Raw genomic sequence first — 16,693 nt, 5'->3', positions numbered from 1 at the left:
CAATCTCGTCGAACGCCTCAAAGCTAAATCAACGCGGTAACAATGGGGTGGTTACTACGCATCCTCGGGCGCTGGATGCGGCTGATCACAATCCCGAACCAATCTTCGGTTCCGATGGCCTGGAAGCAGTTCGAAGACGGTCGCATGAAACCGTCGTCCATGTACAATCGGATCGTCGATGTGATGGAGGAACTGGCACGCTTCACCTTGATGACGCGCGGCCGCAGCGCGATGCTGACCGACCGCTATTCAGAACGGGTGGAAAGCCTGCAGGATGTGCACCAGCGGGTCAGCGGTTAGATGAGCGGCACCAGTGGTACGCCGCAGGCGGTGAGTGTCAGAAGCAAAGCAATGATGATCGGCCGGTTCATAGAATTTCCCTTTGTGGGTGGCACAGGCGACGGCTAGCCGCGCTCGACAATCACCGAACCAACGGAATAACCCGCCCCAAAGGAACAGATCAACCCCCGGTCGCCCTTTAGGAAGTCATTGGAATACTTTGAAAAAGCGATGATCGACCCGGCCGATGACGTATTTGCATAGTCCTGCAAGATGTTGGGCTGCTCCATGGGTTCAGGCGTGCGACCCAGCACCTTTTTGCCGATGTAGTCGTTCATTGTCTTGTTGGCTTGATGCAGCCAGAGACGCCGCAGGTCGGACGCTGCAACGCCGGTATCATTGAGATGGTCGGCGATGTGCTGGCTCACCAATGGCAAGACCTCTTTGAACACCTTGCGCCCATTTTGCATGAATTGCATATCGCGGCGGTCTTCCGTTTGGTCATGGGTACGGCGTAAGTATCCGTTATTGTTACGGATATTATTGCTGAACTGTGTGGCGCAGCGGGTCGATAGCACCTTGAAATGCCGCCGCTCCAGCCCTTCATCACGTTCAAGCAGCGTTGCCGTGGCCACGTCACCAAAGATGAAATGGCAATCGCGGTCACGCCATTCCAGATGGGCACTGCAAATTTCGGGGTTCACGACAAGGGCGGTGCGGATGGACCCGGCGCGGATCATATCGGCGGCGGTTTGGATGCCGAAGGTGGCGCTGGAACAGGCCACGTTCATGTCGAAGGCGAAACCACCGGCACCCAGAAGCTGTTGAATTTCCACACCAATCGCAGGATACGCGCGTTCCATATTCGACGCGGCACAAATGACCAGATCGACGTCCGCCGCAGACCGGCGCGCAGCCGACAACGCCTTTTGCGCCGCATCCACACCAATTTCAGCCATATAGCCGGGCTCGTCATCGGGGCGGGCAGGCAGGCTGGGAAACATGCGTGACGGGTCAAGGACACCTTTTCTATCAAGCACATAGCGGCTTTCAATGCCCGAAGATGAGACGATGAATTCGCGCGAAGAGTGGTCCTTGGCTGCATACACGCCAGCCTCGATGCTGGCGGCGTTTTCGGCGTTCCACAGGTCGGCGTAGGCGTTAAAAGAGGCGACCAATTCGTCGTTCGAAATCGTTTGCGAGGGCGTAAACACCCCGGTGCCGGTAATGGCGACGTTATGCATGTAAAAACCTCGGAATGTGCTGCAAACACCTTATTGCGCGTATGGCGCGGATGTCCACAGCCCATGCGTGCGGTCCGGGATGACCTAGGGGAAGCGGGCATAAGGACCGCGTACAGGCCCCGTGCGCAGACCGTACGTACGCAGGTCAAGCGCCCGGTTTACCTTTGGCCGCCAGTGTGGTGCCAAAGGAGACCGCAATGCCAGACACGAAACATATGACCAAAACCCAGCGCGTTAACTGGAGCTATGGCGTCGATGCCCACCGGATGATCGAATACGACCTGCATGAATTCGTGATGGAACACCGCAGCCTGCCCGCCGAATGGCATCAGATATGGCAGGACAAAGACCGCCGCGACGGCAAACGCCAGCCGGTGACGATGCGGATGGACGCCGACGTGGTGCGGTTCTTCAAGGCGATGGGCGATGGGTATCAGCACCGTATCAACCGCGTGCTGCGGATGTTCATGCACTACCGGCTGGCAGGGATCATCGAAGGCCCGGACACGACGGATTATGTCCTGCGGCCAGAGACGCTGCGCGCCGAGAAGGAAGCGCGGGCCAAGTGGGGCGATTTCGAGAAGGGGCGTGAGGGGGGCGGGTGACAAAGATCAACGCCACTGATGTGCTCCTCGAAACTCGCCACCTCGGAAATCGATTTTTCGTAAAGATACTTTAGCTCCGGCTGCAGCGTGTCGCGGAATTGAACTGATGCGATGTTCACCCCTGCAACGACCTCACTCCGACATCACCCTCTTCGCGTGCCTGCATGGCCAGTACGGCCGCGTGTGATGCGGCGGCGGTCGTGAAGTAGGGGATTTTGTCGTACAGTGCGACCGCGCGGATGGACCGGCTGTCGTCCACGGCGGCGGCGCCCTCGGTGGTGTTGAAGACCAGTGCGATGTGCCCGTCCTTGAGGCGGTCAACGATGGTCAGCCCGCCTTCGTAGACTTTGTTCACGATTTCGCAAGCAACATCATGCGACGATAGCCAAGCGGCGGTGCCGCGTGTGGCCGCGATGGTGAAACCAAGATTCAGGAGGATTTGGGACGCTTCGATCATGTCTGCCGTCTTGTCGGTATCCCGGATCGAGATAAAGACGGTGCCGTCCGTCGGCAGGTTGGTGCCCGCACCCATCTGCGCCTTGAGGAAGGCGCGGGGGAAGGACCGATCCCAGCCCATGACTTCGCCGGTTGACCGCATTTCGGGGCCAAGGATCGTATCGACGCCGGGGAAGCGGGCGAAGGGCAGCACGGCCTCTTTCACGGAAAACCACGGGGTGTTCGGATCGGCGAGGGTAAAGGCATCGCCCAAGGGCAGCACGTCCATCGGGTTCGCGGCGGCGGGGTAGGGTGCGCGCAACGGGAAGTTTGACAGCGGTTCACCCGCCATCAGACGTGCAGCGATGGAGGCGATGGCGCTGTCGGTGGCCTTTGCGACGAAGGGCACGGTGCGCGACGCGCGGGGGTTCACCTCGATCAGGTAGACCTCTTCGTCTTTGACGGCGAACTGGATGTTCATCAGGCCCACGACGTTCAGCGCACGAGCGAGCTTGTCGGTCTGGACCCGAATTTCGGCGATCATCGCGGCGGACATGGAATAGGGGGGCAGCGAACAGGCGCTATCACCCGAATGCACGCCGGCTTCTTCGATATGCTGCATGATGCCAGCCACGTGGGTGTTTTGACCGTCGGACAGGCAATCCACGTCAACCTCGACCGCGCCGGACAGGTAGCTGTCAAGCAAGACGGGACTGTCGCCCGAGACAACGACGGCCTCGGCGATGTAGCGTTCCAACTGGGATTGGTCGCGCACGATTTCCATCGCGCGGCCACCCAGAACATATGACGGGCGAATGACCAGCGGGAACCCGATATCCTTGGCGATTTCAAACGCTTCCTCGTCGGAATGCGCAATGCCGTTGACCGGCTGCTTCAGGCCAAGCGACTGGACAAGCTGCTGAAACCGCTCGCGGTCTTCGGCCAGGTCGATGGCGTCGGGCGTGGTGCCAAGAATGGGGATACCCGCATTCTGCAGGGCATTGGCGAGTTTCAGCGGGGTCTGGCCGCCGAATTGGACGATGACGCCGTGAAGGGTGCCGTTTTCCTGTTCGACACGCATGATTTCCATGACGTGTTCAAAGGTCAGCGGTTCAAAATACAGCCGATCCGACGTGTCATAATCGGTCGACACGGTTTCAGGATTGCAGTTGATCATGATCGTTTCATAGCCCTGATCGGTCAGGGCATAGCACGCGTGGCAGCAGCAATAGTCGAATTCAATCCCCTGCCCGATCCGGTTGGGGCCACCGCCAAGGATGACGACCTTTTTGCGGTCCGACGGTCGCGCCTCGCATTCGACGTCACCCATGACCGGGGTTTCATAGGTCGAATACATGTATGGCGTCTGCGCCTCAAACTCGGCGCCGCAGGTGTCGATCCGCTTGAAAACAGCGACAACGCCCAGATTTTGGCGGGCACGGCGCACCTGATCTTCGTCGCGGCCCGTCAGGATGGCAAGGCGGGCATCGGTAAAGCCCATCATTTTGACCGCGCGCAATCCGGCTTCGGTAACGGGCAGGCCATTTTTGCGAATCTCGGCCTCGGCTTCGATGATCTCGCGGATGCGGGCCAGAAACCATGGGTCGAATTTGGTGACGGCATTGATGTCGGAGTCCGACAGCCCATGCCGCATCGCCTGCGCAATCACGCGGATCCGGTCGGGGGTTTGCTTGGCCAACGCCTTGGTGATGGCTGCGATGTCGGGCGCACCCGGGATCGCGATTTCGTCAAACCCGGTCAGGCCGGTTTCCAGTGACGCAAGCGCCTTTTGCATCGATTCGTGGAAGGTCCGGCCAATGGCCATGGCTTCGCCGACCGATTTCATCGCCGTGGTCAGATGGGGTTCGGAGCCTGCGAATTTCTCAAACGCAAAACGGGGGATTTTGGTGACGACGTAGTCAATCGTCGGCTCGAACGACGCAGGCGTGACGCCGGTGATGTCGTTGTCGAGTTCATCAAGCGTATAGCCGACGGCCAGTTTCGCGGCGATCTTGGCAATCGGGAAACCGGTCGCCTTGGACGCCAGCGCAGATGACCGCGACACGCGGGGGTTCATTTCGATCACGACCATGCGCCCATCTTCGGGGTTGATCGCCCATTGCACGTTGGACCCGCCGGTTTCCACGCCGATTTCGCGCAGCACCGCGATCGAGCCGTTGCGCATGATCTGGTATTCCTTGTCGGTCAGCGTCAGGGCCGGGGCCACGGTGATGCTGTCGCCGGTATGCACACCCATCGGGTCCACGTTTTCGATGGCGCAGACGATAATGGCGTTGTCGGCCTTGTCGCGCACGACTTCCATCTCGAATTCTTTCCAGCCGAGCAGGGATTCGTCGACAAGGATTTGCGCCATCGGCGACGCTTCCATGCCGGTCCGGCAGAAATGTTCGTATTCTTCGCGGTTATACGCCACGCCGCCGCCGGTGCCGCCAAGGGTGAATGCCGGGCGGATGATGGCGGGCAGGCCGACATATTCGATGGCGTCGATTGCCAGTTGCAGGCCCGCTTTGATATCAAATTTACCGTTTTCCTTTTTCGGGGCGGTGATGATGGTCGCCTTGGGGTTTTCAATGCCCAGCCGGTCCATCGCCTCGCGGAAAAGTTTGCGATCTTCGGCCATTTCGATGGCTTCGCGTTTCGCGCCGATCATCTCGACCCCGAATTTTTCAAGCACACCCATGTCGGCCAGCGCCAGCGAAGTGTTCAGCCCGGTTTGGCCGCCCATCGTCGGCAGCAGCGCGTCGGGGCGTTCTTTTTCGATGATTTTCGCGACAACTTCGGGGGTGATGGGTTCGATGTAGGTCGCATCGGCCAGCCCCGGATCGGTCATGATCGTCGCGGGGTTGGAATTGACGAGGATGACCCGGTAACCTTCTTCGCGCAATGCCTTGCAGGCCTGTGCGCCCGAGTAGTCAAACTCGCAGGCTTGTCCGATGATAATGGGACCCGCGCCAATAATCATGATCGACTTGATGTCAGTGCGCTTTGGCATTGCCGTGCCCCCTTATTTGCAAATTGTCGTGGGTTATAGGGATGGCGCGCCCATGTGCAAGCGGCACCGGTCGAATTTGCGGGAAAATCGGCACCTTGGGCTGCGGTATTTTCGACAAGATGACGGATAGGTGCAGGATTGCTTGACTTCACGGGCGCAAAGGGGTGTATCGGGCCGACCGATTGACCCCGTTTGAGGACCTTATCATGCATGCCTACCGCAGCCACACCTGTGCCGATCTGACCGCCGCCAATGTCGGCGAAACCGTGCGCCTGTCCGGTTGGGTCAATCGGGTGCGCGATCATGGCGGCATTTTGTTCATTGATCTGCGCGACCACTACGGCATCACGCAGGTGCTGTGCGACCCGGATTCGGCCGCCTTTGCCGACGTTGAAAAGCTGCGTAGCGAATGGTGTATCCGTATTGATGGCGAGGTAAAGGCCCGCGCGCCAGAGCTGGTCAACCCCAAGCTGCCCACCGGCGAAGTCGAAGTGTTCGTGCGCTGCGTCGAAGTGTTGGGCGCGTCCAAGGAATTGCCGCTGATGGTGTTTGGCGATCAGGAATATCCTGAAGAAACCCGTCTCAAGTATCGCTATCTGGACCTGCGCCGCGAGGCGATGCAGGACAACATGAAGCTGCGGTCGGATGTCGTGGCGTCGATGCGTCGCCGCATGTGGGACAAGGGGTTCCGCGAATATCAGACACCGATTATTACGGCGTCCTCGCCCGAGGGCGCGCGCGATTTTCTGGTGCCGTCACGGTTGCATCCGGGCAAATTCTACGCCCTGCCGCAGGCCCCGCAGCAGTTCAAGCAGCTGATCATGGTCAGCGGCTTTGACAAGTATTTCCAGATCGCACCGTGTTTCCGCGACGAAGATCCGCGCGCTGACCGGTCGCCGACGGATTTCTATCAGCTTGATCTGGAAATGTCGTTCGTCGAACAGCAGGACGTGTTCGACACGATCCAGCCGGTGATCGGCGGCATTTTCGAAGAGTTCGGCAAGGGCCGCAAGGTCGATCAGACATGGGAGCAGATTTCATACCGCGACGCGGCGTTGTGGTATGGCACCGACAAACCCGACCTGCGCAACCCGATCAAGATGCAGGTGGTGTCGGATCATTTCCGCGATTCAGGCTTTGCGATTTTCGCAAAATTGCTGGAGCAGGACGGCACCGAAATTCGCGCGATCCCAGCGCCAAAAGGCGGGTCGCGCAAGTTCTGTGACCGGATGAATGCCTTTGCCCAGAAAGAAGGGCTGCCGGGGATGGGCTATATTTTCTGGCGCGACCAAGGCGAAGGCCTTGAAGCAGCCGGCCCATTGGCCAAGAACATCGGGCCGGAGCGGACAGAGGCGATCCGCCAGCAACTGGGCCTTGGCCTTGGTGACGCGGCGTTTTTTCTGGGTGGTAAGCCATCGGCGTTTGAAACGGTTGCGGGCAAGGCCCGGACTGAAATCGGGAATGAACTGGGCTTGACGGATAAGGAACGTTTTGCCTTTGCGTGGATCGTGGATTTCCCGATCTATGACCGCGATGCCGAAACTGGCAAGATCGACTTTGAACATAACCCGTTTTCGATGCCGCAGGGTGGGATGGACGCGCTGAACGGTGATCCGCTGGATGTGCTGGGCTATCAGTATGATCTTGCCTGTAACGGGTACGAACTGGTATCGGGGGCCATTCGGAACCACCGCCCGGAAATCATGTTCAAGGCGTTTGAAATTGCGGGCTATGGTCAGGATGAAGTGCGCAAGCGGTTCGGCGGCATGGTCAATGCGTTCCAATATGGCGCGCCGCCGCACGGTGGCTGTGCTGCGGGCATCGACCGGATCGTCATGTTGCTGGCCGATGCGTCAAATATCCGCGAGGTCATCATGTTTCCGATGAACCAGCGCGCCGAAGATCTGATGATGGGCGCGCCAAGCGAGCCGATGAACGAACAGTTGCGTGAATTGCGGCTGCGGGTACTGCCGCCAGAAAGCTGAGCCAAGTTGCCGCGCGGCGGGCCTATAATGGCCCGCTTGCGTCAAGGCGCAGTTGCACCAGTTCACTCAGCGCGGCGACACCGGATTTGATGCTGGCCCCTGCCACGCGCAGACGGGCCAGATCGCAAACCGCGCGGTCAAGATCGTGGTCCTGTGCCGATCGTGCGACGCCGCCCAGAAATTGTGTCACGTAATCAATGTCTTCGCTATCTGCGTCACGGTTCAGCACCTGCGCGATATGCGTCAGGTCATCTTGATATGCGATCCGGTCAGGGTTCACCGTCTCGTCCGTCATCAAACGCGGCCCGGGCGGTTGCCGGTCGGCGGGCAGGTGTCGCAGGATCGCGGATTGAAACGCGGCAAGGCTGGCGATGGGTTTTTCCATGAAACCGTCGGCGCCCGCCGCCATCACCGAATCCGCGACTGCGGGATCACCGCTGATCCCTAAGATCACATCAATACGGGGCGCCGCGCAGGACAGCGCCCGTATCAACCCAAGGCCGGACCCATCGGGCAGCCCGACATCCGCCAACAGCACCGAAGGGCGATAGATGGCCAGATGCCGCCGCGCATTTTCAAGGCTATCGGCCCGTCGGATCCGCGCGCCCGAGCGGAGGCATAAAAGGCGCAGCGCCTCGCAGGCGAAACGGCTGTCTTCGACAACCAGAACCGTCAGCCCCAGAAGCGGTCGGCGCGCGGTCGGCGCGCGCATCAGCATCATTTCATTCAAGGCATCCATCGCGATTCTTCCCTTCGGTTGCGGTTACCGACATACAAAGCAGCACAAGGTGAACAGGTCCTTAATCTGATCGCGCGTTGCACCCGCCCCGCCGCCGCGTCATATTGCCCAAAAAGAGGAGTTTCGCCGATGATTGGTCGTCTTAATCACGTCGCCATTGCTGTCCCCGACCTGGAGGCGGCAAGCGCGCAATACCGCACAATGCTGGGTGCCGAGGTCGGGCCGCCGCAAGATGAACCCGATCATGGGGTCACGGTTGTTTTCATCACGCTGCCCAACACCAAGATCGAGCTGCTTTTTCCGCTGGGCACAGCATCCCCGATTCAGGGGTTCCTGGACAAGAACCCATCCGGCGGCATCCACCATATCTGCTACGAGGTGGATGATATCCTGGCCGCCCGCGACCATCTGCTGGCGCAGGGCGCGCGGGTGCTGGGTGGTGGCGCACCCAAGACCGGCGCGCATGGCAAGCCGGTCCTGTTCCTGCATCCCAAGGATTTTAACGGCTGTCTGATCGAACTGGAACAGGTTTAACGCCTTGTCAGCCCGGCTAATCGGCGTATCTAGCGGGGTAGGTCTTTGCAAAAGGAAATCTGATGAACCCGGTCTCTGCCTTTGTTCTGTTTGCTGTGGTATGGGCCATGGTTTTCTTTGTCGTGCTGCCCCTGCGGATGACGACCCAAGGCGAGGCGGGCCATGTCGTGCCGGGCACGCCATCATCTGCCCCGGCGGACCCGCAGTTGCGCCGCAAGGCCAAGATCACGACGATCTGGGCGGTTGGTATCTGGGCGATCATCGCGGGCACGATCCTGTCGGAAGCGATTTCCGTGCGTGATCTGGACTGGTTCAACCGGATGACCCCGATCAGCGCTGACTAAGCCGATGATAAAGGTGGGTGAACGTCGCTGCACCCAGAATCGGAATGAACAGGTTGATCAGCGGGAATGACAGCGGCACGGCCATCAAACAGCCCGCCGCCCAAATCGTGCCCTGATGCCGCTTGCGCAGCGCCTTGGCGCCTTCACGGCCTTCACGGCGCATCGCGGCCAACTGGAAATATTCCCGCCCCAGCAAAAAACCGTTGAGCGCGTAAAAGATGAAAAGCGCGGCGAACGGAAAGATTGCATAGGCAATGAACGCCAGCAGGTTCGCCCCAATCAGGACCCCCAAAAAGTTAACCGTGTCGCGCAGTGCCTCCCAAAAGCCGACATGTGGCACCGGGGGCAACGTGGGATAGTGTTTGTCTTCAACCGCTTGCGCAACCTCGTCAAGGAAAAGCGAGGTGATAGCGGACGCCACCGGGATCATCAAAAAGACCGACAAAAAGATCACCAGCCCAAGCGAGCCCCAGCCAAGTAGATCACCCAGCCACGTCACTTCGCCGCCGCCGGGCATGGTGATCGGATCGGCGGTAAGCAGGTCAATCACCCACAAAAGCGCGGCGTAAATCCCCACAAGCAGGGCGATCGTCAGGCCAATGCCGCGCCAAAGCACGCTTTGAAATCGGCTATCGGTCAGCTGTGCCAGCGCTTTGGCGAAATCGGTCAGGATCATGCGTCCACCCATGTTGTAATCGCGCCCAAATCCGGGCGGGGCCGGTCGGGGGGCGTGCTGGTTTCCGTGCCCAAATGGATCAGCCCGGCGACAGTTTCATGATCCGCAAGCCCAAGCCCGTCACGGACAAATGGCCGATCATGGCTGGCCCAGCCCGACAGCCAATTGGCCCCCCAACCTGCGGCAAGGGCGGCGTTGACAAGCGAAAGGCAGACAGCCCCTGCAGAATAAATCTGTTCAATCTGCGGGATATTGTCAGAGGCTTTGGGCGCGCTGATCACCGCGACGGCAAGGTCGGCGGTGCCAAACTGCGCCGCGGCCTTGGCGATTTTATCGGGCTCAATCCCAAGGGCCGCCCCGCGCGCGGGGATCATCGCGGCCAGACGGGCCAGGGCGGGTTTGCTCAGCACGATAAACCGCCACGGTTCCAGCTTGCCATGATCGGGCGTGCGCGCGGCGGCGGTCAGCAGGGTTTGCAGCGCTGCGCGGTCAGGCACCGGCATCGTCAGTGTCTTTGCCGGGCGCGACCGGCGGGTCAGCAGAAAGTCGAGTGCAGCAGAATTGGGCGTGGGCATGGCTTGTCCTGTAATGGCTGCGTCACAGATATGTGGGCCAGCGCCCTCCTGCAACCTGCGATCACCGGGCACAGCCGACGGCAAGACCGTCCTGATCGGCAAAACGATCGCAATATTCGTCCGCAATGGCATTAAAACCATCTGATCGCATCATGGCGAAAGTGCCATGTCTCACGCGGAGGGTCGCAGCGCGGCCTCCATATCCGCAATCACGCCGTCCAGATAGGCATCGAAACGGGCGTCGGGCTGGCGCAGGGGGAATACCGCGGCAAAGGGGTCGGGCGCGTTGATCGGGCTGCCGGACATTTCCTGCAGCACGTTATGGCCGCAAAACGGCACATATGTTTCTGAATACCCCCCCTCGTGGACCATCACCAGCCGCCTATCGCAGACATCCGCAGCAAGCGTCATGACACGCGCGGTCATTGCCCCAAAGGTGTCGGCGGTGGCCAGCATCCGCCCCAGCGGGTCATTGGCGGCGGCGTCATATCCGCAGGCGATGATCAGCACATCAGGGGCAAAGGCGCGAATCGCGGGCAGGGCAAGACGGTCCATCGCGGCCAGATAACCGCGATGCCCGGTGCCCGCCGGCAGCGGGATATTCAGGTTGCAACCCAGGCCGTCCCCGGTCCCGCGATCAGCGAACGCGCCGGTATCCATCGGGTAATTGCGGTCCTGATGCAACGACACGGTCAACACATCGGCGCGGTCGTAAAACACGGCCTCGGTCCCGTTGCCATGATGAACATCCCAATCCAGCACGGCGAAACGCTGCGCCAACCCGGCGGCCTTGGCCGCTTCAATCGCGATCCCGATGTTATTGAGAAGGCAAAACCCGTTGGGATAATCCGGCAGACAATGGTGGCCCGGTGGGCGGGACAGGGCATAGGCGTTGTCCAGTTCGCCCCGCAACACTGCGTCCAGCGCGGCCTGTGCCAGCCCCGCCGACAGGGCCGCAACCGCGTATCCGCCGGGGCCAAAGGGGGTGCGGCGGCCCAACTCGCCGCCGCCAGCATCCGACAGCGCCTTGAATTCATCCAGATAATGCGCGGGATGCACGCGCAGCAAATCCGTGCGCGTCGCGGGTACGGCCCCGCGCATGTCCAGATCGCGGGCCAGCCCGGTGACCTCGATCAGGTTCTTGAGGCGGCGCTTGGTCTCGGGGTTTTCGGGCAGGCCGCCATCCATCGGCTGCACCAAGCCGCCCACCGGCAACATCCCGGCATAATTGCCGCCGCCGTGCCAAAAACACCGCTCATCCCAGAAAAACCCTGTCGTCATGCTGCTGCCTTTGCTTCTTTGTCGTTTTAAATATCCTCGCCGAAGGCTCCTTGGCCCGCAAGAGACGTTGACGGTCGGGCCTGCGCGATGTCATCCACAGCCCATGACCGACCTGCACCATCTTGCTATCCCCGGCAGCCAGTTTGCCATCCGGGTCACGCCAAAGGCGCAGCGCAACAGCGTTGCGCTGCGCGACGGGCAGGTGCGGGTCAATGTGACCTGCGTACCACAAGACGGTAAAGCCAATGCAGCGGTGCTGAAACTATTGGCCAAGGCGCTGGGCGTGCCTAAATCACGGCTGTCTGTGCTGCGCGGACAGACCAGCCGGGACAAGGTGATCGGCGTCGGCTAGCCCTTGCGCAACTGATACACCCCTTCGGGTAAATTCAGCGCCGCCTGCAAATCGCGCAGCTGTGTCAGCGACAGGGTCACTTTCACCATCTGATCGGTGCGCGCGTCGAACTGGGACACGGTGATGCAATCATCAAACCCGTTGATGATCACGTCTTCTTGCAGGGGGGCGGCGCCTTCGTCGACAAGGGTGACAACGGTCGCATCATAGGTGTGTTCAATGGTAAACATGTCGCACAGCCTAACCGGACCGCGAAATGATGCAAGGGTCTGGTCGGCGGCGCCCAACATGCTAGACTCCGGCCATGGCTCACAAGAAGATCACCATGCGGTTTTTGCCACTGGCGCTTTGCCTCGCTCTGGCGGCTTGTGCGGCGGCGCCTGTGCCGCTGCCCGATGCCGCCGTGGTCCAGCCTGTCGAAAGCCAGCCACCGCTAACGGGCAGGGCCGCGCTGCGTAATTTCGGGGCCGTCGTGGGCGCGGTCGGTCCGGTTGCCGAAAACATGTGCCGCCAGCGGGCGCCGCAGCGTAACTGCGATTTCCGCATTGTCGTGGACGACCGCCCCGGACAGCAGGCGAACGCCTATCAAAGCGTCGATTCATCGGGCCGCCCGATGATCGCCTTTACCCTGTCGCTGATCGCTGAGGTCCGCAATGCGGATGAGCTGGCTTTCGTGATGGCACATGAGGCGGCGCACCACATTCAGGGCCATCTGGAACGCCAGCAGCGCAATGCAACCGTTGGCGCATTGATCTTTGGCGAACTCGCGGGGGTTTTTGGCGATGGCAGTGTTGCGGCCATCCAGTCCGCCCAGCAGATGGGCGCGTCGGTCGGCGCGCGCACCTATTCCAAGGAGTTCGAGCTGGAGGCAGATGCGTTGGGCACGCAGATCGCTGCGGCGGCGGGTTTCAGCCCGCTTAAAGGCGCCGAATTCTTCTTTCGCATTCCCGATCCCGGCGACCGGTTCCTTGGCACCCACCCGGCCAATGCCGATCGGTTGCGCACGGTGCAACGGGTCGCGGCAGGCCTGTAGCGCCGGTCTGCGGATCACATGTTCGTCGGGCAGCCGGGGCCTGTGCAATCGACCAGATCTGTATTGATCTGGACCATGCCCATCGTCTTGGACAAGATGACATATTGACCGTTTTCAAGGCCGCGGATTTCGCCGTCGATGTTGACGCTGCCGTCAAGCGATGTCAGCGTAATCTGCGCGCCCATGACAAATATCGCAGGGCAGGCTGCGCCCGTGCAGGTCACACCTTGGACGGTGATTGTCATCTCGCCTGCCAACGTGTCGATGCGATACCCATCATCCGTCATGGCGATGAATTCGCCGGTGATGGTATCACTGCCGTTGATGGACTGCAGGGTGATCCGTGTGGACGATTGTGCCGACGCCATGCCCGCCAAGACGACGCAGGCTGCGGTGGCCAACATTGTGGCCGACGGACGCGATTGTACTTTGAACATCTTTAACTCCCAACTTGTGACTGCGGTTACGCACACGAACCGTGGAAACCGTGATTGCCTAAAAATAGGACGTTTTTATGTCAATGGAGAGTGTTTCAGGCCTTTTTTTGACGCGCCGACACCCAGCCTGACCGAGGGTAAATCCCACACAACCGGGCGCCAAACGCGCATGTTTACAACAAAGCACTCTTTACACCGCCTAATATGGCAGATTTTAAATTTACAACCCGGCGCAAAGAACACGCGCGGGCGCTACTCGTGACGCAATATGTCAGTGGTTTACACGGATCGGGACGCAGCGTCAGGTGGGGCATTCCATACCTTGTCGCGGCGCGCGGCGGCTACGCCAACGGCCCCGTGGCCAATGTGATAGCGGCAAAAAAACAGGCCGACGCGGCCACGACAAACCCGTGCCAGATCGCATTGGAAAACTTCATCTTTTCCGCAACATGAAAGATCACACCCGTCGTATACAGCAGCCCGCCCACCGCAATCAGGGCCACCGCAGCCCCCGGCACAATCGCCCAAAGCGACCAGATCAGCGCGACACTCAGCCAGCCCATGATCAGATAAAGCGCGGGGCCGAACCGCCCCGGCGTGCGCCAGAAAAAAAGCTTGAGCAACATGCCGATGACCGCCAGACCCCAGACAACTGCCAAAACGAGATAGGCAAAGCCGCTGCCGATCGTCACCACCAACGGCGTGTAAGTCCCCGCAATTTTTAGGTAAATCGCCGCATGATCAAAACGGCGCAGGACCGGGCGGATGTCTTCCCAAGGGGTCATATGATAAAAGGCCGAGGCCACGAAGGTCGCGATCAGCGTCGCGCCGTAGACCGACAGGGCGGCGACATGGCCCGCGCTTGTCATGCCCATGGCCCAGACCATCAGCACGACCGCGCCGCCCATCGCGCCGATCACACCGACGGCATGCATCGCGCCATCGGCGATCCGCTCTGCTCTGGAATAGGCCGGGTACATGTCGTCACGCTCCTTTGTCTGATGTAAATATAGGCGATCCACAGTCCTGATCAATTGTGCCGTAGCGTGAGGCGCAGGGGCTTGGCAGCGGGCCTGCAATCGCGCAGTTTCGACAAAACCCGTCCAAAGCGCCAAAAGGATAACATCATGTGGCAACAAATCATGCGCGTCCGGCAGCGGGCTATCTGGTCCTGGGATGGGTTCGCCCATGTCTGGCGCACCGAAGGGTCGCTGACGCAGTGGATCGTGGCCAATCTGGTCTTTGGTGCGCTGGCCCTTGCGCTGCCGTTATCAGGGGCAGAGCGGGGCCTGCTGCTGATGGGCGGGATCGTGGTGCTGGCCGCCGAATGCATGAACACCGCGATTGAGCGTGTCGTGGACGATATCGGATTGGACAAGCGCGACGCGGCCAAACAGGCCAAAGACTGCGGGTCAGCCGCCGTCGCCGTCACCGCCATCGGCGTCGGCATCGCATGGATCTGTGTGCTGGCCAGCCACTACCTCTGACCCCCGCCGATACCGCCAGCGTTCGCAAAAAGCGGGCAATGCACCGGCTCGGTGGGGGCGGGACGCTCTCCCCACGGGGGAAGTATGGGCGGTGCCCTGCTGATTGAAGTTGTAAGGCCTTGCTGGGCCACTGTATGTATTGATTGTATTTCGTGGAATAGGGTCAGTGTTATGATTGAAAGCGATTTTAAGGGTCACGGTGTTTGGACGATTCTGGACACAATTGAAGCAACACTGGATAGCTTTGCCGACACAGCAAAACAGGACCCAAGATATAGGGAATTCTGTGATAAAGCGGAATATGTCCGTTGGATACTGGAAGCTAGTTCAGCTTCATACTTTTCAGCCAATGAACTCCAGCAGACCGTGGGTGAGTTGACGCAAGTTTCCAATCACTTGAGGAGTAGCGCCACAAATTTTGTTCATTACGACCAAATATCGAATTTCTACGCAACAATTTTTTCCAGACTTCCGTACCCTAGAGTAAAAAAGATTTTTCGCTCAGATTCCAATGATATTATTGTTGAGTTTAGGTCTACGGTTCTTGAAATTCAGCAAAATCTTACTGAACATGTTGAAACGTCTCAAAGAAAGCTTTCGGAGAGCGAACATCAAGTCTCATCACTGCTGACAACGGCCAAGAAGTTGGAAAGCTCACTAAGAGACTTAGAGCATCGGATTGAGGCGCTGATCAGCAATTATGAGGCCAAAGTGAATGCAAAGGTTACAGAAAAATTAACCGAGTTTGCCGGGGCGTTCTCAGAAGCTCAAAACACACGAAGCGCAGAATACCAAGCTAATGAAAATTCTATGCAAGAAACAATATCGCATATGAAATCTCAAGCGGAACAAATCAAGCAGACGGTCAATGATACAAGCATGGCTCTAGGAAAAGACATGGACCGAGCAAGGGTGGAATATGAATCTAAAGCCAGTGACATTCTCGATAACTTGAATGGCCTCTACGATACGGCTGGACAAACTGCTCTTGCTGCTGGCTTTGCTGGCTCAGCCAAGGAAGAGTCTCTCCTATTCTCACGTTATTCCGTGCTGGCTTCAATTATTTTCGTGATAGTTGCAATTATTTCCGCCTGCATGTGGTTCTCACTGAGCAAGACTGCCAACTTTACGTTTGCTGAAATGCTCATGCGATTACCGGTTTCAGCGGTGTTTCTTGTCCCCGGTCTGTACTTGGCGTCATTGGCAAACAAACATCGCAAATCTGCTGTGAAACTTCGTTCGTTGAGCTTAAGGATAAAAGCCTTTGATGCTTATCTTGCCAACGCTCCGATAGAACAACGACACCAGCTAAGAAGCGAACTGGTACGAGAGTTCTTCGAAGAAAAACCTGATACGCCTTCTCGTGAAAGCCGGCTAGCTGGAAAAGATAACGGAAGCTTGATCGATTTGCTTAGAAAAACGATCGATCAGCTTAGATGAGATGAAAAACCAGTTGGTTATTGCTCCCCACAAATCATACTCCCCAGCCTCTTCAACTTCAACTTGCAAAACATCCCCCACGCATAACCCCTCAGCCACCTCGTCAATGAACAGGTTCCCGTCGATCTCGGGGGCGTCCGCCCATGTGCGACATGTCGCGATGTCGTCCTCTCGGCAATCGCCCTCGCCGCGACCGTCATATTCTGGTTATGTGTCCTGACCCTGGCACGTGAT

Annotated in this window: 17 protein-coding genes and 2 pseudogenes; 9 read left to right on the top strand and 10 right to left on the bottom strand. The window is 59.0% G+C overall.

What is annotated here, in order from left to right:
- Positions 1-54: 54 nt before the first annotated feature.
- Positions 55-300 (top strand): annotated as a pseudogene (locus QZ196_RS03160) (arsenical resistance protein ArsH); the annotation flags it as partial.
- Between the two features lie 104 nt (positions 301-404).
- Here the strand turns inward: QZ196_RS03160 and QZ196_RS03155 are convergent.
- Positions 405-1,523: a beta-ketoacyl-ACP synthase III gene (locus QZ196_RS03155; protein ID WP_296423807.1), complete on the bottom strand. Its 1,119-nt coding sequence runs from the start codon at positions 1,521-1,523 to the stop codon at positions 405-407.
- A gap of 197 nt (positions 1,524-1,720) precedes the next feature.
- Here QZ196_RS03155 and QZ196_RS03150 point away from each other — a divergent pair, with 197 nt between their 5' ends.
- Positions 1,721-2,128: a BrnA antitoxin family protein gene (locus QZ196_RS03150; RefSeq protein ID WP_296423805.1), complete on the top strand. Its 408-nt coding sequence runs from the start codon at positions 1,721-1,723 to the stop codon at positions 2,126-2,128.
- A gap of 115 nt (positions 2,129-2,243) precedes the next feature.
- On the opposite strand, the gene carB is transcribed toward QZ196_RS03150, so the two are convergent.
- On the bottom strand, positions 2,244-5,576 hold the full coding sequence (carB, locus tag QZ196_RS03145) for a carbamoyl-phosphate synthase large subunit (RefSeq protein ID WP_296423803.1): 3,333 nt from the start codon (positions 5,574-5,576) through the stop codon (positions 2,244-2,246).
- A gap of 206 nt (positions 5,577-5,782) precedes the next feature.
- On the opposite strand from carB, the gene aspS reads away from it, so the two are divergent.
- Positions 5,783-7,561: an aspartate--tRNA ligase gene (gene aspS / locus QZ196_RS03140; RefSeq protein WP_296423801.1), complete on the top strand. Its 1,779-nt coding sequence runs from the start codon at positions 5,783-5,785 to the stop codon at positions 7,559-7,561.
- A gap of 22 nt (positions 7,562-7,583) precedes the next feature.
- Here aspS and QZ196_RS03135 read toward each other — a convergent pair whose 3' ends face one another.
- Positions 7,584-8,300 carry a response regulator gene (locus tag QZ196_RS03135; protein WP_296423799.1) on the bottom strand — a complete coding sequence of 239 codons (717 nt, stop codon included), beginning with the start codon at positions 8,298-8,300 and terminating at the stop codon, positions 7,584-7,586.
- 129 nt (positions 8,301-8,429) lie between these two features.
- On the opposite strand from QZ196_RS03135, the gene mce reads away from it, so the two are divergent.
- The gene (mce, locus tag QZ196_RS03130) at positions 8,430-8,834 is read left to right on the top strand and encodes a methylmalonyl-CoA epimerase (RefSeq protein ID WP_296423797.1); all 405 of its coding nucleotides are present in this window, start codon (positions 8,430-8,432) and stop codon (positions 8,832-8,834) included.
- A gap of 62 nt (positions 8,835-8,896) precedes the next feature.
- Positions 8,897-9,178 (top strand): DUF1467 family protein, encoded by a 282-nt coding sequence (locus QZ196_RS03125; protein ID WP_296423793.1) that lies wholly within the window; start codon positions 8,897-8,899, stop codon positions 9,176-9,178.
- Here the strand turns inward: QZ196_RS03125 and QZ196_RS03120 are convergent.
- The 3 genes from QZ196_RS03120 to QZ196_RS03110 form a co-directional block, all read right to left on the bottom strand.
- On the bottom strand, positions 9,165-9,854 hold the full coding sequence (locus QZ196_RS03120) for an EI24 domain-containing protein (protein ID WP_296423791.1): 690 nt from the start codon (positions 9,852-9,854) through the stop codon (positions 9,165-9,167). The genes QZ196_RS03125 and QZ196_RS03120 overlap by 14 nt on opposite strands.
- Positions 9,851-10,429, bottom strand: coding sequence for a nitroreductase (locus QZ196_RS03115; RefSeq protein WP_296423813.1), 579 nt, complete (start codon positions 10,427-10,429; stop codon positions 9,851-9,853). Before QZ196_RS03115 ends, QZ196_RS03120 begins: the two co-directional genes overlap by 4 nt.
- 171 nt (positions 10,430-10,600) lie before the next feature.
- Positions 10,601-11,710: a class II histone deacetylase gene (locus tag QZ196_RS03110; protein WP_296423789.1), complete on the bottom strand. Its 1,110-nt coding sequence runs from the start codon at positions 11,708-11,710 to the stop codon at positions 10,601-10,603.
- Positions 11,711-11,813: 103 nt separating this feature from the next.
- Between QZ196_RS03110 and QZ196_RS03105 the strand changes: the two genes are divergently transcribed.
- Positions 11,814-12,062, top strand: coding sequence for a DUF167 domain-containing protein (locus tag QZ196_RS03105; protein ID WP_296423787.1), 249 nt, complete (start codon positions 11,814-11,816; stop codon positions 12,060-12,062).
- Here QZ196_RS03105 and QZ196_RS03100 read toward each other — a convergent pair.
- Positions 12,059-12,292, bottom strand: coding sequence for a hypothetical protein (locus QZ196_RS03100; RefSeq protein WP_296423785.1), 234 nt, complete (start codon positions 12,290-12,292; stop codon positions 12,059-12,061). The two genes, QZ196_RS03105 and QZ196_RS03100, sit on opposite strands and share 4 nt — an antisense overlap.
- A gap of 74 nt (positions 12,293-12,366) precedes the next feature.
- Here QZ196_RS03100 and QZ196_RS03095 point away from each other — a divergent pair, with 74 nt between their 5' ends.
- Positions 12,367-13,095: a M48 family metallopeptidase gene (locus QZ196_RS03095; RefSeq protein WP_296423783.1), complete on the top strand. Its 729-nt coding sequence runs from the start codon at positions 12,367-12,369 to the stop codon at positions 13,093-13,095.
- A 14-nt stretch (positions 13,096-13,109) separates the two neighbouring features.
- On the opposite strand, the gene QZ196_RS03090 is transcribed toward QZ196_RS03095, so the two are convergent.
- Positions 13,110-13,532: a hypothetical protein gene (locus QZ196_RS03090; protein ID WP_296423781.1), complete on the bottom strand. Its 423-nt coding sequence runs from the start codon at positions 13,530-13,532 to the stop codon at positions 13,110-13,112.
- 341 nt (positions 13,533-13,873) lie between these two features.
- Positions 13,874-14,512, bottom strand: a complete 639-nt coding sequence (locus tag QZ196_RS03085; protein ID WP_296423779.1) for a hemolysin III family protein — start codon at positions 14,510-14,512, stop codon at positions 13,874-13,876.
- A 147-nt stretch (positions 14,513-14,659) separates the two neighbouring features.
- Between QZ196_RS03085 and QZ196_RS03080 the strand changes: the two genes are divergently transcribed.
- Together QZ196_RS03080 and QZ196_RS03075 are read left to right on the top strand one after the other, a co-directional pair.
- On the top strand, positions 14,660-15,019 hold the full coding sequence (locus tag QZ196_RS03080; RefSeq protein ID WP_296423778.1) for a diacylglycerol kinase: 360 nt from the start codon (positions 14,660-14,662) through the stop codon (positions 15,017-15,019).
- 171 nt (positions 15,020-15,190) lie between these two features.
- Positions 15,191-16,459, top strand: a complete 1,269-nt coding sequence (locus QZ196_RS03075) for a hypothetical protein (protein ID WP_296423776.1) — start codon at positions 15,191-15,193, stop codon at positions 16,457-16,459.
- Positions 16,460-16,477: 18 nt separating this feature from the next.
- On the opposite strand, the pseudogene QZ196_RS03070 reads toward QZ196_RS03075, so the two are convergent.
- Positions 16,478-16,630: pseudogene (locus tag QZ196_RS03070) on the bottom strand (30S ribosomal protein S12 methylthiotransferase RimO); the annotation flags it as partial.
- Positions 16,631-16,693: the final 63 nt, after the last annotated feature.

The sequence above is a fragment of the Yoonia sp. genome (assembly GCF_017854565.1).
Taxonomy (GTDB): domain Bacteria; phylum Pseudomonadota; class Alphaproteobacteria; order Rhodobacterales; family Rhodobacteraceae; genus Yoonia.
Note: the sequence above shows the minus strand (reverse complement) of the source record. Positions and strands in the feature narration are given on the sequence as shown.

Excerpts from the sequence above, each read along its gene's own strand:
- QZ196_RS03155 (WP_296423807.1), bottom strand. The coding sequence starts at position 1,523 with ATGCATAACGTCGCCATTACCGGCACCGGGGTGTTTACGCCCTCGCAA.
- QZ196_RS03150 (WP_296423805.1), top strand. The coding sequence starts at position 1,721 with ATGCCAGACACGAAACATATGACCAAAACCCAGCGCGTTAACTGGAGC.
- carB (WP_296423803.1), bottom strand. The coding sequence starts at position 5,576 with ATGCCAAAGCGCACTGACATCAAGTCGATCATGATTATTGGCGCGGGT.
- aspS (WP_296423801.1), top strand. The coding sequence starts at position 5,783 with ATGCATGCCTACCGCAGCCACACCTGTGCCGATCTGACCGCCGCCAAT.
- QZ196_RS03135 (WP_296423799.1), bottom strand. The coding sequence starts at position 8,300 with ATGGATGCCTTGAATGAAATGATGCTGATGCGCGCGCCGACCGCGCGC.
- mce (WP_296423797.1), top strand. The coding sequence starts at position 8,430 with ATGATTGGTCGTCTTAATCACGTCGCCATTGCTGTCCCCGACCTGGAG.
- QZ196_RS03125 (WP_296423793.1), top strand. The coding sequence starts at position 8,897 with ATGAACCCGGTCTCTGCCTTTGTTCTGTTTGCTGTGGTATGGGCCATG.
- QZ196_RS03120 (WP_296423791.1), bottom strand. The coding sequence starts at position 9,854 with ATGATCCTGACCGATTTCGCCAAAGCGCTGGCACAGCTGACCGATAGC.
- QZ196_RS03115 (WP_296423813.1), bottom strand. The coding sequence starts at position 10,429 with ATGCCCACGCCCAATTCTGCTGCACTCGACTTTCTGCTGACCCGCCGG.
- QZ196_RS03110 (WP_296423789.1), bottom strand. The coding sequence starts at position 11,710 with ATGACGACAGGGTTTTTCTGGGATGAGCGGTGTTTTTGGCACGGCGGC.
- QZ196_RS03105 (WP_296423787.1), top strand. The coding sequence starts at position 11,814 with ATGACCGACCTGCACCATCTTGCTATCCCCGGCAGCCAGTTTGCCATC.
- QZ196_RS03100 (WP_296423785.1), bottom strand. The coding sequence starts at position 12,292 with ATGTTTACCATTGAACACACCTATGATGCGACCGTTGTCACCCTTGTC.
- QZ196_RS03095 (WP_296423783.1), top strand. The coding sequence starts at position 12,367 with ATGGCTCACAAGAAGATCACCATGCGGTTTTTGCCACTGGCGCTTTGC.
- QZ196_RS03090 (WP_296423781.1), bottom strand. The coding sequence starts at position 13,532 with ATGTTCAAAGTACAATCGCGTCCGTCGGCCACAATGTTGGCCACCGCA.
- QZ196_RS03085 (WP_296423779.1), bottom strand. The coding sequence starts at position 14,512 with ATGTACCCGGCCTATTCCAGAGCAGAGCGGATCGCCGATGGCGCGATG.
- QZ196_RS03080 (WP_296423778.1), top strand. The coding sequence starts at position 14,660 with ATGTGGCAACAAATCATGCGCGTCCGGCAGCGGGCTATCTGGTCCTGG.
- QZ196_RS03075 (WP_296423776.1), top strand. The coding sequence starts at position 15,191 with ATGATTGAAAGCGATTTTAAGGGTCACGGTGTTTGGACGATTCTGGAC.